11 protein-coding genes and 1 riboswitch are annotated in these 16,189 nt (G+C 60.4%); of the genes, 5 read left to right on the plus strand and 6 right to left on the minus strand.

Translation table 11 applies throughout. The features are described from left to right. Nucleotides 1-128: 128 nt before the first annotated feature. Together ACFFSY_RS13090 and ACFFSY_RS13095 are read left to right on the plus strand one after the other, a co-directional pair. Nucleotides 129-1,313, plus strand: coding sequence for a GNAT family N-acetyltransferase (locus ACFFSY_RS13090; RefSeq protein ID WP_377494535.1), 1,185 nt, complete (start codon nt 129-131; stop codon nt 1,311-1,313). Nucleotides 1,314-1,410: 97 nt separating this feature from the next. Then, nucleotides 1,411-2,781: a sodium-dependent transporter gene (locus tag ACFFSY_RS13095; RefSeq protein ID WP_377494537.1), complete on the plus strand. Its 1,371-nt coding sequence runs from the start codon at nt 1,411-1,413 to the stop codon at nt 2,779-2,781. A gap of 716 nt (nt 2,782-3,497) precedes the next feature. Here ACFFSY_RS13095 and ACFFSY_RS13100 read toward each other — a convergent pair. From ACFFSY_RS13100 to ACFFSY_RS13110, 3 genes are read right to left on the minus strand one after another with little or no spacing between them, the layout of a single operon-like run. After that, nucleotides 3,498-5,498 (minus strand): ABC transporter ATP-binding protein, encoded by a 2,001-nt coding sequence (locus ACFFSY_RS13100; RefSeq protein ID WP_377494539.1) that lies wholly within the window; start codon nt 5,496-5,498, stop codon nt 3,498-3,500. Next, nucleotides 5,495-7,222, minus strand: a complete 1,728-nt coding sequence (locus tag ACFFSY_RS13105) for an ABC transporter ATP-binding protein (protein ID WP_377494541.1) — start codon at nt 7,220-7,222, stop codon at nt 5,495-5,497. The genes ACFFSY_RS13100 and ACFFSY_RS13105 overlap by 4 nt, the downstream gene beginning before the upstream one ends. Before the next feature lie 16 nt (nt 7,223-7,238). Beyond that, the gene (locus ACFFSY_RS13110) at nt 7,239-7,757 is read right to left on the minus strand and encodes a MarR family winged helix-turn-helix transcriptional regulator (RefSeq protein ID WP_377494543.1); all 519 of its coding nucleotides are present in this window, start codon (nt 7,755-7,757) and stop codon (nt 7,239-7,241) included. Between the two features lie 329 nt (nt 7,758-8,086). Between ACFFSY_RS13110 and ACFFSY_RS13115 the strand changes: the two genes are divergently transcribed. Next, nucleotides 8,087-9,745, plus strand: a complete 1,659-nt coding sequence (locus ACFFSY_RS13115) for a glutamine--tRNA ligase/YqeY domain fusion protein (RefSeq protein ID WP_377494545.1) — start codon at nt 8,087-8,089, stop codon at nt 9,743-9,745. A 151-nt stretch (nt 9,746-9,896) separates the two neighbouring features. On the opposite strand, the gene rocD is transcribed toward ACFFSY_RS13115, so the two are convergent. Continuing rightward, on the minus strand, nt 9,897-11,087 hold the full coding sequence (gene rocD / locus ACFFSY_RS13120; RefSeq protein WP_377494959.1) for an ornithine--oxo-acid transaminase: 1,191 nt from the start codon (nt 11,085-11,087) through the stop codon (nt 9,897-9,899). Between the two features lie 143 nt (nt 11,088-11,230). Here rocD and mobA point away from each other — a divergent pair, with 143 nt between their 5' ends. Together mobA and ACFFSY_RS13130 are read left to right on the plus strand one after the other, a co-directional pair. After that, entirely contained in the window at nt 11,231-11,881 is a 651-nt protein-coding gene (gene mobA / locus ACFFSY_RS13125; protein ID WP_377494547.1) for a molybdenum cofactor guanylyltransferase, read from the plus strand. Nucleotides 11,882-11,997: 116 nt separating this feature from the next. Continuing rightward, nucleotides 11,998-12,081: riboswitch (cyclic di-GMP riboswitch) on the plus strand. 79 nt (nt 12,082-12,160) lie between these two features. Further along, the gene (locus tag ACFFSY_RS13130) at nt 12,161-14,557 is read left to right on the plus strand and encodes a putative bifunctional diguanylate cyclase/phosphodiesterase (protein ID WP_377494549.1); all 2,397 of its coding nucleotides are present in this window, start codon (nt 12,161-12,163) and stop codon (nt 14,555-14,557) included. A 70-nt stretch (nt 14,558-14,627) separates the two neighbouring features. Here ACFFSY_RS13130 and ACFFSY_RS13135 read toward each other — a convergent pair whose 3' ends face one another. Both ACFFSY_RS13135 and ACFFSY_RS13140 read right to left on the minus strand, forming a co-directional pair. Next, nucleotides 14,628-14,795 carry a hypothetical protein gene (locus ACFFSY_RS13135; RefSeq protein WP_377494551.1) on the minus strand — a complete coding sequence of 56 codons (168 nt, stop codon included), beginning with the start codon at nt 14,793-14,795 and terminating at the stop codon, nt 14,628-14,630. 14 nt (nt 14,796-14,809) lie between these two features. Further along, nucleotides 14,810-16,048: a nitrate/nitrite transporter gene (locus ACFFSY_RS13140; protein WP_377494553.1), complete on the minus strand. Its 1,239-nt coding sequence runs from the start codon at nt 16,046-16,048 to the stop codon at nt 14,810-14,812. Between the last annotated feature and the right edge of the window lie 141 nt (nt 16,049-16,189).

Consider the following 16,189-nt stretch of genomic DNA (forward strand, 5'->3'; position numbering starts at 1 on the left):
CCTGGCGCCGGGCCTGGCAGCCGGACTAATTGCGACTTGTCTTCTACGGGGCGGGCAGCTGTAGTATGATTTTAGAGGAATATGTAAACAAATCCCTGCGGCCAAGCAGCGAAAGAGGTGCGTCGATCATGCCGATCCGGCAGTTAACAAGCGAAGAGTTTGAATTGTACATGGAGTTGGCTCAATACGCGTTTCAATTCCACCTGACCCCGGAACAACGCGAGGGGCAGCGGGAGAAGTTCAAGCCGGAGACGGTGTGGGGCGTGTTTAACGACGGCGAACTGGAGGCGCAGCTCCGCATCATTCCGTTCGAGCTTTACTTGTACGGACGTAAGCTCCAGATGGGTGGCATTGCGGCAGTGTCGACGTGGCCGGAACAACGTCGTAAGGGGCATGTGAACGAGCTGCTTCTTCACGCGCTGGAGACGATGCGTAAGGCCGGCCAAACGATCTCCTGTTTGGCGCCGTTCGCATTCCCGTTCTACCGGAAATACGGATGGGAGCTGTACGTGGAGTACAAGAAATATACGATCGACACGGCGCTGCTTCCGCCGCGGGTGGCCACAAGCGGCCGCGTGGAGCGCACGGAAGGCGACATTGCGGAGCTGAACGCGGTATACGAGCGCTATGCGGCGTGCTATAACGGCACGCTCGCACGCACGGAGGCATGGTGGCAGGATTCCGTCTATAGGCGCAAGAAGAAGCTGGCGGCGGTGTATAAGGACGAGAGCGGACAGGCCGCAGGCTACATCTTGTACGAGATTGCAGAGCGCGCGTTCAAAATCAACGAGATGGTCTACCAGGACGAGACCGCGCGGCAGGCGCTGTGGACGTTCATCGCGAATCACGACTCGATGGTCGAGAGGGTGACGCTCGATGCGCCGATGGACGACAATCTGCCGTATCTGCTGCCGAATCCGCGTATCGGCCAGGAGATCGTGCCTTATTTCATGGGGCGCATCGTCGACGCGCCGGCTTTCGTCGCGCAGCTTGGGCTGCGCGCACCGGCTGAAGCGACGTCGGGAGAGCCGCTCTCTCTCCGCATTCGCGACGAGCACGCACCTTGGAACGACGGTCATTGGCAGCTGGGCGCCGATGAGGAAGGGAACCTGTCGCTCAAGCCCGCCACGGCGACTCAAGGCGGCGAACCGGAGCTTTCATGCGGCATTGGGACCCTGACGGCGCTGTTCATGGGATACCAGCGGCCGGAGCGGCTGCAGCGGGATGGGCGGCTCCTTGGGAGCGCCGATGCGGCCGCGCGGCTGGAGAAGATGATTCCGAGATGCCAAACGAATTTGCTTGATTTCTTCTGAAAGCTGTTTTACCATGTTCAAGTTGCGCCTTGGCATTGACATGCTTTGCCTTGGGTAATACTACAACATAGATTATGCAGAAGAGGTGAGGCATCGAATGAGCGTTAATTCTGGCAATACGAATGGCACCGGTAGCGAAGGGCAGGAGGGCAAGGCTGGCCAGTTCTCGCGCTGGGGATTCATCATGGCGGCGATCGGCAGCGCGGTCGGTCTCGGCAACATGTGGAAATTCCCGTACATTACCGGCAAGTATGGCGGTGCTGCATTTTTTCTCGTCTTCATTATCTGTTTAATCGTCGTGGGACTTCCCGTCCTGCTGGCGGAGATGGCCGTCGGCCGCGGCGGTCGGGGCAACGCATCCACCTCGATGGTGCGTCTCTCCGGCAAGAAGGCATGGGGCGGATTCGGATTCATTTCGATCTTTGGCTCCTTCATGATCTTCTCCTACTACGCGGTCGTGGCGGGCTGGACGCTTCATTATGCGTACCTCTCCTTCACCGGCCAGCTGTTCGCGTCGAATGACTTCGGCGCGACGTTCGGCGATTTCATCGGCGGGTCGCTGCCGGTGTTCTGGCAGCTGATCGTCGTGCTGTTGACGGCATGGGTCGTCGCGGCGGGCATCTCCTCGGGCATCGAGCGATTTAACAAAATCCTTATCCCGGGTCTGGTCGTGCTGCTGGTCATCCTCGTCATCCGCTCGCTGACGCTCGAGGGAGCCGGGGAAGGCGTAAGCTTCTTCCTCGATCCGGACTTCAGCAAGCTGACGCCGACGGCTATTCTCGTCGCACTGGGACATGCCTTCTTCTCCCTGTCGCTCGGCATGGGCGTCATGATTACCTACGGCGCATATGTGAGCAAGAAGCAGTCGCTTAGCGGCGCGGCGCTCGCGGTCGGTCTGGGCGATCTGCTGTACGCCTTCTTGGCGGGACTGATCATCTTCCCGACGACCTTCGCCTTCGATTTGGAACCTACGCAGGGGGCCGGCTTGGTCTTCGTCGTGCTGCCGGTAGCATTCTCGGCGATGCCGCTGGGCGCCTGGTTCGGCGGCTTGTTCTTCATCCTGCTGGCGGTCGCGGCGCTCACGTCGGCCGTATCGCTGCTGGAGGTTGCGGTCGCGTTCGTCATGGAGAAGTGGAAGACGAGCCGTACCAAAGCGGTATGGACGACGGGCATTATCGCTTTCCTGGTCGGTCTGCCTTCGGCGATGTCGGTCGGCGGTGCCGTGGACTTCTTGAATTTCGGCGGCAAGTCGTTCTTCGATTGGATGGATTTCCTCTCCTCGAACGTATTGCTTCCGATCGGCGGATTGATCGTCACCATCTTCGCCGGCTGGGTATGGAAGGGCGCCTACGAAGAGGCGGACCTGACGCCGGGCTGGTACAGAGTCTGGCGGTTCACGCTGCGGTATATCGCCCCGATCCTGGTTTTGGGCGTACTGCTGATCTCGGCAGGCGTTATTTCCGAGTAGAACGCAAAAGCGGCCCTTGGAGGGCGGCGGAACGGATTCGTTCCCGCCGGCTCTTCCGAGGGTCGCTTTTTTTGAATTGCCGGTCTATGGATAAGTGCCGTCGTATGTGCACCTCTTCTTGGGTGGATTACCCCGGAACGACAACAAGCGAGCGCCCCGAGGGTGCCCGCCTGTTGTCTTTTGCCTGTAAGCAGGGTAGCAAAGTTGCTAAGGGCCGCTTACAGGGCCGCTCCGCAGGCAGCGAAGAGCGCCGCCCGAATCCTCGTCTTCCGCGCCGATCTACATCTTGCTAATCAGCAAGATGACGAGCGCCCACACGGCTGCCGAGAACCCGATCGCGGCAACCATGCCCCAGTTGATCTGTCTCATGAGGGTCATCACATCCACACTCCATCCCATTCAAGCGTTGACTTGCCGGCTTCCCTATCGATGGTGTACGCTTGTCCTTCTGCATATCCATATTATGGGGATCTTAAACTCATCATATCTGATTCGACAAAATTTGCAGGGTGCCGTTAGACCTAAATGCGAAAAAAATGTCGAGCTGGCCAGTGAGAGGGTGTTCATGCACCAACTGCAATCGGACGCGGATGACGAGCGTTTCTCATTTTGAATGCGCCGACGTCATGCAAACGCGCAAAAACTCCCCTGCCGCGCTTGCGAGCGGATAGGGGAGTTAACGACAAGTGCGTATATAGGGCTGTCTCGAGGTGGTGTTACACGGCGTCGATCGTCGTTTGCCGTCTGCCGCTGAACTGGCTCTCGTATAGATCGGCATAGAAGCCGCCCTGCGCAAGGAGCTCTTCGTGCGTGCCCTGCTCGATGACCGCGCCTTTGTTCATTACGAGGATGAGGTCGGCTTCCCGAATGGTCGAGAGCCGGTGCGCGATGACGAAGCTGGTGCGGCCTTCCATGAGCGTGTTCATCGCACGCTGGATATGCGTCTCCGTCCGGGTATCGACGCTGCTCGTCGCTTCGTCGAGGATGAGAATGGCCGGATCGGCGAGGATGGCCCGAGCGATCGTGAGCAGCTGCTTCTGGCCTTGCGAGATGTTGCTGGCTTCCTCGTTCAGCACGGTGTCATAGCCATCGGGCAGCGTGCGGATGAAATGATCGGCGTACGCCGCCCGCGCCGCCCGCACGATATCCTCCTCGGTCGCGCCGGCTCGGCCATAGGCGATATTATCGCGGATCGTGCCGTTGAACAGCCACGTGTCCTGCAGCACCATGCCGAACAGGCTGCGCAGGTCGCCGCGCTTCAGCTGCGTAATATCGACGCCGTCGATCGTGATGCGGCCGCCGCTTAGCTCGTAGAACCGCATGAGCAGATTGATGAGCGTCGTCTTGCCGGCGCCGGTCGGGCCTACGATAGCGATCGTCTGGCCGGATCGGACGTCGATGTTCATGTCCTCGATGAGCGGCGCGTCCTCCTTATAGCCGAACCTGACGTGCTCGAAGCGCACGTTGCCATGCGGCACCAGCGCGCCTGCCGCCGCGCCCTGAACCGCCGATGCGCCTGCGGAGGCTCTGTGCGACGCGATGGCAATAGCATCCGCGGCTTCCGGGATCTCTTCCGTCTCGTCGAGCAACTCGAATACCCGCTCGGCCGATGCGATCGTGGATTGAATAATATTGGCGATCTGAGCCGTCTGCGTAATAGGCTGCGTGAACTGGCGCGAATACGAGATGAACGCTTGGACGTCGCCGATCGTAATCCGCTGGTGCAGCACGAGCAGGCCGCCGGCGACGCTGACGAGCACGTAGCCGATATTGCCGATGACGCCCATGATGGGCATGATCATGCCGGAGACGAATTGCGCCCGCCAGCCGGATTGGTACAGCCGCTCGTTCACGCCGTCGAATTTCGCGACGGACTTGCGCTCGTAGCCGAACGCCTTGACGACCGGATGGCCGGTGTACATTTCCTCGACATGCCCGTTCAACTCGCCAAGCGCGGCCTGCTGGCCTTTGAAATACGTCTGCGACTTGCCCGCGATCGCCTTGATCGCGATGAAGCTGAGCGGCAGCGTCACGATGGTAATCAGCGTGAGCAGCGGGCTGATGGTCAGCATCATGATGATGACGCCGACGAGCGTGACGATCGAGGTGATGAACTGGGTCAAGCTCTGCTGCAGCGTGCTGCTAATGTTGTCGACGTCGTTCACGGCCCGGCTCAGAATCTCGCCGTGCGTGCGGGAGTCGTAGAACTTGAGCGGCAAGCGCTCCAGCTTCTCGTTCACGTCCTTGCGCAGGCCGGCGACCGTCCGCTGGGCGACGCCGGCCATGACGTACTGCTGAATATAGCTGAACAAGGCGCTGATGACGTAAAGGACAGCCAGCACGAGCAGAATATCCGCGATATAGCCGTAATCGACGGCCGCGCCGGGCACGCCTTTGATTTTGCCCATCAAGCCTTCGAACAGCTCGGTCGTCGCCTTGCCCATAATTTTCGGGCCGAGAATGGAGAACACGGTGCTGAGCACGGCCGTCAGCAAGACGACCAAGAGTCTGCCGCGATAGGGCTTCAGGTAGCCGATCAGGCGGCGCAGCGTTTCTTTGAAATTCTTCGCCTTCTGGACCGGCATGCCCATGCCGGCCGGGCCGCCGCGGCCGGGTCCGAAGCCGAAGCTGCCGGGGCCCATGCCGCCTTGTGGTGGTTTGCCGGCGCCGCGCGGACCGCCGGGTCCGGGCGCGCCGCCGCGTTGTTGTTCACTCATGCGATCTCCTCCTCGGACAGCTGCGACAAGACGATCTCGCGGTACACTTCGCAATCCGCGAACAGCTCGCGGTGCGTACCGATACCGGCGATCCTGCCCTCGTCGAGCACGATAATCTGGTCGGCGTCCATGACGGTGCTCACCCGCTGCGCGACGATGATCAGCGTTGCGTCCGTCGTCTCGGTCTTCAGCGCCGCCCGCAGCTTCGCGTCCGTCTTGAAGTCGAGCGCGGAGAAGCTGTCGTCGAACAGGTAGATGGACGGCCTTCGGACGAGCGCGCGGGCGATGGAGAGCCGCTGCTTCTGGCCGCCGGAGACGTTCGTGCCGCCTTGGGCGAGGTGCGAATCGTAGCCTTCCGGCATGGAGCCGATGAAGTCGGCCGCTTGGGCGACGGCGGCCGCATGACGGATCTCCTCGTCCGTGGCGTCCTCCTTGCCGAAGCGAATGTTCTCCGCGATCGTGCCTGTGAAGAGCAGCGCCTTCTGCGGGACGAGGCCGATCGTATCGCGAAGCTGCTCCTGCGAGAGGCGGCGTACGTCCTCGCCGCCGATGCGCACGGTGCCTTCGGACGCATCATAGAAGCGCGGGATCAGGTGAATCAGCGTCGACTTACCAGAGCCGGTGCCGCCGATGATCGCCGTGACCTTGCCAGGCTCGGCCGTGAACGTAAGGCCCGAGAGCGCGGGCACTTCGGCGCCGGGGTAGTAGAAGGTGACGTTGTCGAACGCGACCGTACCGGCTTGTGCAGGCAGCGGCCGGGGGGCACTCGTATCTTGAATCGCCGGCTGCATGTCGAGCACCTCCTGGATGCGCGCGGCGGAAGCCGAAGCGCGCGGCACCATGACGAACATCATCGAGGCGAAGATCAGCGCGAACATGATTTGCCACGCATATTGAATGAAGGCGATCAGATCGCCGACGGCGATGCCCTCCGCCTCGATGCGCTTGCCGCCGTACCAGATAATCGCGATGCTGGCGAGGTTCATGACGAGCATCATGATCGGCATCAGGCCGGCCATCAGCCGGTTGACCGCGATGGACGTCTGCGTCAAATCTTCGTTCGCCGCATTGAACCGCTGCTGTTCGTGCTTGGTGCGGTTAAAGGAGCGGATGACGCGGATGCCGGTCAGGTTCTCGCGGAGCACCAGATTCAGCTTGTCGATCTTCGTCTGCATCGATTTGAACAGCGGGATGCTGCGCATGACGACGAGGAGGATAATAATCGCCAGTACCGGCACGACGCTGACGATGACGAGGGATAGCTTCACGTCCTTGGACATTGCCATGATGATGCCGCCGATACACATGAGCGGTGCCATGACCATGACGCGCATCAACATCGTCAGCACCATCTGCACTTGCGTAATATCGTTCGTCGTTCGCGTAATGAGCGACGCGGTGCCGATTTTGTCGAACTCGTTCAACGAGAATTGCTCGACGTGCGCGAAGACGCGACTGCGCAGATCGCGGCCGAAGGCGCCGGCGGACTTAGCCGACAGATAGCTGGCGCCGACCGCGCAGACGCCGCCGAGCGCGGCGATCAGGAGCATGAGCGCGCCGATTCGCCAGATATAGCCCGTGTCGCCGGTCACCACCCCGCGGTCGACGATGTCGGCCATAAGCGTCGGGAGATACAGGTCGGACAACGTTTGGAGAAACACGAGGACGAGCGTGAAAATAACGGCCGTGCGGTAAGGCTTCATGAAACGGAATAGCTTCAACATGGCGCTGCATTCACCTTCATTCGGATGGTTTGGGATCTGTGGCGCCGCCTGCGCAGAAGGGAGCATCCGTCTCTGCCGCGGCTTGCGCGCTGTAGTACTGAAAGACGTCTTCGAGCAGATCGACAAGCTGCCGCGTGCGATCATGGCCGAGATGCTGCATGAGCCCCTCGAGTCTGTGGTGCATCGCTTGATGGGCAAGCTCGGTCACGCGTTCGCCTTCGCCGGTCAGCGTAATGCGGACGGCCCGGCGGTCGGTCGGGTCGGCGGTGCGCGCCAGCGCCCCTCGCGCCACGAGCAAATTGACCATCTGAGTCACCGAGGGTGTGGTGATTCGCATATGTTGGCTGATCTCGGATGGCTTCAGGCCCCTGGGGTTGTCCTGCTGACAGCGCCGGACGCAGAACAGCAGCATCGTCTCGCCGGGAGTGTACCCCTCGATGGCGTGCTGACCTCGCCAATTGATATGGCGGAGCTGCCGGAATGCCCGGGTGAGGGCTAGGGCGTTCGCGTCGTTCTCGGCATTCATGGGCATCATTCCTTTGCGGGGGATATAGGGTGAACGACTCTCTTACACCGCGCGGTCGTTTGCGTATTGTTCACCTTATATCGATGTGTTATTTAGTTAGGTAACCTAATTATATATTTCTAAAATTGTTGGCGTCAATCGGTCCCGGGACGGACGCGCATCGCGTTCGAATCCGCCTTATGCCGGAGATGATTGCTTCTTAGGAATGAGACGCGCCGCGTCGCAAAGGGAGGATGACAGCCGTCTCGCCCAGGATTCGTGGAACTCCCTATTTATAATCTCCCGGAAAATTGTGTATTATAGTAGGATAGAAATTTAAGCCGGAAGGATTGGTCGCTGTGGAGAACAAGACATCATCTTCGAATTTTATCAAGAACATCGTCGAAGCCGACTTGAAGTCCGGCAAGGTGAGCGAGATCGTGACCCGTTTCCCGCCGGAGCCGAACGGCTACCTGCATATCGGGCACGCCAAATCGATCTGCCTGAACTTCGAGCTTGCCGATGAGTATAAAGGCCGGACGAACCTGCGGTTCGACGATACGAACCCGGTCAAGGAAGATACCGAATACGTGAATGCGATCCAGGAGGACGTGCGCTGGCTCGGCTATGAGTGGGATGAGCTGCGTTTCGCTTCCGATTATTTCGAGGAAATGTACGAGCGTGCCGTTCTGCTGATCAAGAAAGGCAAAGCGTACGTGTGCGACCTGTCGGCGGAGCAAATCCGCGAAACCCGCGGCACGCTGACCGAGCCTGGCAAAAACAGCCCGTACCGCGACCGCAGCGTGGAGGAGAACCTCGATTTGTTCGCCCGCATGCGCGCCGGGGAGTTCAAGGACGGCGAGCGCGTTCTTCGCGCGAAGATCGACATGGCGTCGCCGAATATCACCCTTCGGGACCCCGTGCTGTACCGGATCGCGCACGCGCATCATCACCGCACGGGCGACGCGTGGTGCATCTATCCCATGTACGACTACGCGCATCCGCTCGGCGACGCGATCGAAGGCGTGACGCATTCGATCTGTACGCTGGAGTTCGAGGATCATCGTCCGCTGTACGATTGGGCGATCCAAGAATGCGAGATGGAAGCGACGCCGCATCAATACGAATTCGCCCGGCTCAATGTGACGAATACGATCATGAGCAAACGCTACCTGAAGTCGCTCGTCGACGAGGGCGTCGTGGACGGCTGGGACGATCCGCGCATGCCGACGGTCAGCGGTCTGCGCCGCAAAGGCTTCACGGCGGAAGCCATCCGCGCGTTCTGCCGCGAGATCGGCGTGGCGCGGGCGTACAGCGTCGTGGATGAACGGATGCTGGAGCATTTCATCCGCGAAGACCTGAAGCTGAAGGCGCTGCGGACGATGGCGGTGCTGCAGCCGCTGAAGGTGGTCATCACGAACTATCCGGAAGGCCAAGTCGAGATGCTCGAGGCGGAGAACAACGCCGAGAACGAAGCGATGGGCACGCGCCAAATTCCGTTCTCCCGCGAGATCTACATCGAGCGCGACGACTTCATGGAGAATCCGCCGGCCAAGTATTTCCGCCTGTTCCCAGGCAACGAAGTGCGTCTGAAGCATGCGTACTTCATCACGTGCCAAGAAGTGATCAAGGACGCGGATGGCAATGTGATCGAGCTGCGCTGCACGTATGATCCGCAGACGAAGAGCGGATCGGGCTTCACGGGCCGCAAGGTCAAAGGGACAATCCACTGGGTGGAGGCGTCGCAGGCGATCAATGCGCAGTTCCGGCTGTTCGAGCCGCTGCTGGTCGACGGGGAGAACGACGACCGTCCGTTCCTGGAGCGTCTGAATCCGAATTCGCTTGAGGTGCTGGAAGGGTTCGTCGAGCCGAACATGAAGGAAGCGCAAGGTCAGGACAAATTCCAATTCTTCCGCCACGGCTACTTCAACGTCGATCCGAAGCTGTCGGGCGAAGGCGGCATCGTCTTCAACCGCATCGTGTCGCTGAAGAGCTCGTTCGATCCGGCGAAAGGATAACGACAACGAAAAGGTACGGCCAGTTGGCCGTACCTTTTCTGCTAGCGGTGGCGTCGGTCGTTGGCGCATCGCGCGAGTTTGACCGCCGACGTACGATCGAGCACCGCGCCGCCGCGCCACGCCGGAAGGCTTGCGCGGTTCAAACCCGGACCTAGGCCGGATTGCCGCCGTTCACGGCGAATACCTGCTCGACTGTCGCGATCGCCAAGTCCAAATCCTCGCGGCTGATCGTCAGCGGCGGGGCGAAACGGATCGTATGCTCATGCGTCTCTTTGCACAGCAAGCCGAGCGCCATGAGCTGCTCGCAATACGGGCGGGCCGCGACGCGCAGCTCCAGGCCGATGAACAGGCCGCGGCCGCGAACCTGGGCGATGTCCGGGTGAACGATGGCGGCGAGTCGCTCCAGCATGTAGGCGCCCAGCGTTCGTGACCGCTCGGCCAGTCGATCGTCTTCGGTGACGGCCAATGCGGCGAGCGCGACCGCGCAGGCGAGCGGATTGCCGCCGAAGGTGGAGCCGTGCGAGCCGGGTTCGAACAAGCCGAGCGTCTCGGGACCGCCAACGACGGCGGAGACGGGGAGCACGCCGCCTCCGAGCGCTTTGCCCAGCACGATCAGGTCGGGCTCGACGCCTTCGTGATCGCACGCGAACCGGTAACCCGTGCGACCGAAGCCGGTTTGGATCTCGTCGGCGATCAGGAGCACGCGCTGTCGCGTACAGATGTCACGCACTGCGCGCAGGTAGCCGTCCGGTGGAATGATGATGCCGGACTCGCCCTGGATCGGCTCGATCAGCACGGCGGCCGTATTCGGACCGATGGCGCGCTCGATCGCTTCGGCGTCTCCGTAGGGAACGAGCTTGAAGCCCGGCGTGAACGGCCCGAAGTGCGCTTGGTATTCGGGGCTTGCGGAGAAGGACGTGACGGTAATCGTCCGTCCATGGAAGTTACCGTCGCAGACGATGATTTCCGCTTCGCCGTCCGGCACGCCTTTCACTCGGTAAGCCCAGCGGCGGGCAGTCTTCAGGGCGGTCTCTACCGCCTCGGCGCCGCTGTTCATGATGAGCGCGAGCGGTTTGCCGGTGTAGCGGGCAAGCCGCTCGCACAGGGCGGCGAACGGTTCGCTATGGAAGGCGCGCGAGGTCAACGTGACGAGATCGGCCTGCGCCTTCAGCGCAGCGATAATGCGAGGATGCCGGTGGCCGGCGTTCAAGGCCGAATAGGCGCTGAGCATATCCAGATACCGGCTGCCTTCGGGGTCGGTTACCCAGGCCCCCTCGGCTTCGGCGATCACGATCGGCAGCGGGTGATAGTTGCGCGCGCTATAACGTTCCGCCTGCGCGATGGTAAGGCTGGAGCGGCTTGGCGCGCTCCCGGTCGAATCGGAATGAGAAGCATGATCGGACAATGGCAACTCCTCCTTTCCTTGTATGCATATGCGAGGGCGGGAGGTGCGCATGAATCGGTGGAGAGGGGTTTGATGCGTAAATGGAGGAGAAGATTGGCTTGGGAGGAAGCGGGCTTATATTAGCGGGCGGGTTAAGCACGCGGATGGGAACGGATAAAGCGGCGCTTGCGATCAGCGGGAAGCCGCTGCTCGTCCGGCTGGCGGAGGGCATGGCGGAAGAAGGCTTGCGTCCAATCGCGGTGTCCGTCGCGGATGAAGAGCGCGAAGCGGTCTATCGGGCCTTGCTGCAAGACAGTCCCGCCGCACGCCATGTGCATTACGTTCGGGATGCTTATCCGGGGAGCGGCCCGCTCGCAGGTCTGCATGCCGGCCTATCGAGCTTGCCGTCCGGCTATACGTTCGTGCTGGCCTGCGATATGCCGGTACTATCCGAGTCGCTGCTGCGCCGGATGGAGGCGGAGGTTGCCCGGCGGGAGCGGAGCGGCGAAGCGGGGCCGGACGTCGTGCTGGCGCCAGGGCAGCCGTTCCACGCCCTTTACCATACGCGCGTCGCGGCGCGAATCGAGCAGGTGCTGATCGCTGGCGACTTTCGGGTCATGAAGATGCTCGGGGATCTCGAGACGCTCGAAGTAGGCATCGCGGATGAAGAAACAGCGGCTTTCCTGAATCTGAATACGCCGGAAGCGTTCGGTGCTTACGTGGCCCAATTCGAGAATGGAAGACGGGCATGACAGGGTTGCCAATTATTACATACATCTGGTAGAGGGTTGGCAGGTAGACAGCTCCCAGTCCTCGTGATATAAAAGTATCAGGACTATTTACCTAAACTAACCTAACCGCATACCGAACTTGAGAAAAGCAAACTGCGTGAAAACGCACGACGCAAAGCTATAGGGGCTAATGGTTGAACCGATGCCTGCCAGCTGCCGCTTTGAGGATTAACGCGAAACCTTGAAGCCCAGGGGTTTCCTGCACTTCGCGCCAATCCTCTTAACCGGGAGCTGATCATTGTGTCCACCTCGTTGTTGTTTCCCGTCCTCAATCAATTGCTTCCCTTTCTATTTATCTTCTATATGGCGGTCGAAATTTTCGCCCGTAATCCAGGCAATCGTCTTCACTTGGTCACTTCCGCTTTATTCTTTTTTGTGGGTGTTGTCTTTCTAGGCGACTTTCTATTCGCCGCGCTGCCGTACGAGACGGCATACGAAGCGCTGCGGTTCATGAAGTTCCCGGCCGTCTTCCTAACGATGAGCGCGGCGCTGTATTTCTTTGTCATGATTAGCAAGCTTGGCATCAGCAGGCTATGGATGCACGTAATTTGCATGTTTCCCGCAATCGGGCTTATTCCGCTTGTGACTGACCCGTCGGCGGTAGCGGTAGGGCAGAGGGGTGCGGAGCGGACGGAGTTGTTCAGCGGGCCGTTCATGGCCGTCGAGGTCGTGCTCGTCTGTTATTGCTTGCTCGGTTCGTACTTCCTGCTCGTGCGGGCGGGGCGGCGAATGGCGGGGAAGAATTGGATGCAGAAGGAAAGGCAACGCATTCGGATCATCCTCGCGGGCTGTCTGTTGGTCGGGCTGCTGCTGGGCGGTGGGCTGCTGATCGGCGCTATGTTCGCGCGAGACGGGGAACGCATCTTCGATTTCGTCTCCTCGTACGGCGTGCTTGTCTGGGTATTCGCGATTCGGCATTCCATGATGAAATACGATCTGCTCTCCTTCGCGGGCAAGCGGTACGAGTTGGTGTTCGAGCTCTCGCCGAACGGTACCGTCGTGCTTGACGAGAAGGGGGCCGTCGTCGAAGCGAACAGCGCGTTTCGCAAGCTTGCGGGCGTGACGGACAACGAGCCGATCGAGGGGGTGTGTCTCTCGCGGCTTTTCGGCGTTAACCAAGCGTTTTTGGCGGCATACCGGCAATCGTTTCGCACCCAGACGCCCCTTGCGATGGAGCTTGCGATCATCAACAAAGCCGGGCGGGTCTTGGATGTCGAGTTAATTGGCGAATTCATGGAAATGGAAGAAGAGCAGCTCGCGTTCTTCATCGTGATCGATATGACCGAACGGAAGAGCGCCGAACGAATGCTGGCCAGACTGGCGTACGAGGATAAGCTCACCGGGCTCGGCAACAGCCGCAAGTTCTATCAGATGATCGAGGAAGAGCTGACGCGAGGGTTTGCGGAAGGGGACAGGCTTGCGCTCCTGTTGATCGACCTGGACCAGTTCAAGTGGATTAACGATACGCTCGGTCATAGCGCGGGAGACAGGCTGCTCCAACAGGTTGCGGACCGGCTGCGGGCGTCGCTTCCTTCCGGGGCGAGCGCTTACCGGCTGGGCGGCGACGAATTCGCCATCCTGCTTCCTACGGGAGTCGATGACGCGGATGCGACCGGTTATGCGGGGCGGTTGCTGACGATGCTCGCGGAGCCGATGCAGCTGCGCGGCAGCTTCTATACCGCATCGGCAAGCTTGGGCATCGTTATTGCCCCGGACGACGGACGGGAGGTCGAGATGCTCATTCGCCAAGCGGATACGGCGATGTATGCGGCCAAACAAGGCGGCCGCAATCGATATCATCGGTGCACGCCTGAGCTCAACGCGAATGCGCAGGAGCAGATGAAGCTCATTCATGGGTTGGCGGCGGCGCTGGAGCTTGCGCAGTTCGAGCTGCACTACCAGCCTCAGATGGATGCGCGGACGGGGAAGACGGTCAGCTTGGAGGCGCTCTTAAGCTGGTGCTCGCCGGAGCTTGGCCGGGTTGCGCCTGCCAAGTTCCTGCCGCTTGCCGAGGAGAGCGGCGCGATCATCCCGATTGGCAATTGGGTGCTGGAGGAAGTGGTGAGGCAGATCCGCGCGTGGCTGGATAAAGGGTGCGCCGGTTCGGGGATCACCGTGACCGTTAATATTTCGGCGCAGCAGCTGCGAGAATCCGGATTCGTAGAACGAATCGCATCGCTGCTTGAGCGTTACGACGTGCCGGCGCAGGCGCTTCGGCTGGAGATTACCGAAAGCACGATGATTACCGACATGAGACTGACGCAGCAGGTGTGCAAGGCGCTGATGGAACGGGGGATAACGCTCGGCATCGACGATGTGGGTTCCGGCTATTCCTCGCTCAGCATGCTGAATCGCTTCCCGTACCAGTATATTAAGCTGCACCACTCTCTGATCCAAGGCATTACGCAGAGCCGGGAGGATTATATCATTGTCCGCATGCTGGTCGAGATGGCGCGACAGCTCTGCAAGGACGTGATTGCCGAGGGCGTCGAGTCGGAGGAGCAGCTCGAGCTGCTGATCGATCTTGGATGCCGGGAGATGCAGGGGTATCATATCGGCGTGCCGATGAACGCTGCGGATATCGTCTATTATTTGAAGGGGAGCGGCGATCAGATGGCGCCGCCTGCCATATCATAAGAAGAAGCGCTTGAGCCGTCCGATCCTCCGGACAGATCAAGCGCTTCTTTGATTATCCGCGGCCGCGTGATTATGGCGTTATCGCGGCTGCGAGCGGGGAATCGGAGAGTGGCTGAGCTATTGGCGGCGCGGCGCTCGCGCTGGACGACGACGAAGCTGCGCTGGTATCAGCCGTGGTGCCCCACCAATCAACGGCGTCCAGCCACTCGAACGGTTCAATCGCGTCGAAAGCTTCCATAAGCGCGTCCCTCCTTAAGATGCGATGCTTGAGGCTTGGGTTGTGGCGCGAGCCTTGCCGTCATTGTCCAGGAACGATCGCTTCCAAGAGCCTTGGATGATGAAGATGAGCGCGACGCAAGCGAGCGCGATGCCGCTGACGATCAGGAAGCCAGGGCCGTAGGAACCGGTCGATTCCTTAAGCGAACCGAGAATCTTCGGCAGGAAGTAACCGCCGAGACCGCCAGCTGCGCCGACGATGCCCGTCACGATGCCGATCTCGTTCTGGAATCGCTGCGGGACGAGCTGGAAGACGGAGCCGTTGCCCATGCCGAGCGCCATCATGCCGGCGAACAGCAATACCGTGACGATGCCAAGGCTTGGTAGCGTGGAGATGCAAGCTAGCATGATGCCCGCGAATCCGTACAGCAGCAGAAGCATCCGGATGCCGCCGAGCTTGTCGGCCAGCCAGCCTCCGACGGGCCGGAAGAAGCTGCCCGCGATGACGCAGATCGTCGTGAAATCGGCCGCTCTTACCGGATCGAGGCCGTACTGCGTATTGAAGAAGATCGTCAGGTAGTTCGAGAGGCCGACGAACCCGCCGAACGTGACGCTATACAGAATGCAGAACATCCACGTGTCGCGCTGCTTCAGCACGGCGCCGTAATCCGAGAGCTTGCGCGGCGCGGGCTGATTCGGGCTATCCTTGGCCAGCAGCGAGAAGACGATGAAGACGATCGCGATCGGAATAAGCGCTAAGCCGAAGACGATCTCCCAGCTGCCGAAATGCTGAGCCAGACGGTTGGCGAACAGCGTCGTGAACACCGTGCCGCTATTGCCGGCGCCGGCAATACCCATGGCGAGACCTTGATATTGCGGCGGATACCAACGGCTGGCGAGCGGCAGGGCGGCGGCGAAGGAGGCGCCGGCGACGCCAAGCAGCAGCGCGACGATATACAGTTGGCTGAGCGAATTGACGAACAGCCAGCCCCAGACGAGCGGCACCATGGTGAGAATCATGCCGATTTGGCCGGTGCGCTTCGGGCCGATGACGTCCGTGAAATAGCCGAGCACGAGGCGGAGAATCGAGCCGCCAAGGATCGGCAGCGCGACGAGATTCGCTTTCTGCGCCGCATCCATCGGATAGTCGTTCATGATGATGACGGCTAGCGGGCCGAGCAGCACCCAAATCATGAAGCTGGTGTCAAAGTACAAAAACGCGCTGAGCAGTGACGGGGTATGCCCGCTCTTTAAGAAACTTTTTCGATCTGCCATTCGAATCTCTCCTCTCGACATGTGGGACTCCTATCCCGCGTGCATGGTCCTGCTGCCCCTTGATTTCTCTGTTTGGGTTCTTAAGCTGCATGGGATGAAAAAAAGCCGCATGACAGCCTTGGGGGCTGCAATGCGGCTTCG

The sequence above is a fragment of the Paenibacillus aurantiacus genome, assembly GCF_042431225.1.
GTDB classification, from domain to species: Bacteria; Bacillota; Bacilli; order Paenibacillales; family Paenibacillaceae; genus Paenibacillus_Z; species Paenibacillus_Z aurantiacus.

Bases quoted from the DNA above. Each gene is read 5' to 3' on its own strand.
- ACFFSY_RS13140 (WP_377494553.1), bottom strand. From the start codon at position 16,048: ATGGCAGATCGAAAAAGTTTCTTAAAGAGCGGGCATACCCCGTCACTG.
- ACFFSY_RS13110 (WP_377494543.1), bottom strand. From the start codon at position 7,757: ATGATGCCCATGAATGCCGAGAACGACGCGAACGCCCTAGCCCTCACC.
- ACFFSY_RS13095 (WP_377494537.1), top strand. From the start codon at position 1,411: ATGAGCGTTAATTCTGGCAATACGAATGGCACCGGTAGCGAAGGGCAG.
- ACFFSY_RS13100 (WP_377494539.1), bottom strand. From the start codon at position 5,498: ATGAGTGAACAACAACGCGGCGGCGCGCCCGGACCCGGCGGTCCGCGC.
- mobA (WP_377494547.1), top strand. From the start codon at position 11,231: ATGGAGGAGAAGATTGGCTTGGGAGGAAGCGGGCTTATATTAGCGGGC.
- ACFFSY_RS13135 (WP_377494551.1), bottom strand. From the start codon at position 14,795: ATGGAAGCTTTCGACGCGATTGAACCGTTCGAGTGGCTGGACGCCGTT.
- ACFFSY_RS13105 (WP_377494541.1), bottom strand. From the start codon at position 7,222: ATGTTGAAGCTATTCCGTTTCATGAAGCCTTACCGCACGGCCGTTATT.
- ACFFSY_RS13090 (WP_377494535.1), top strand. From the start codon at position 129: ATGCCGATCCGGCAGTTAACAAGCGAAGAGTTTGAATTGTACATGGAG.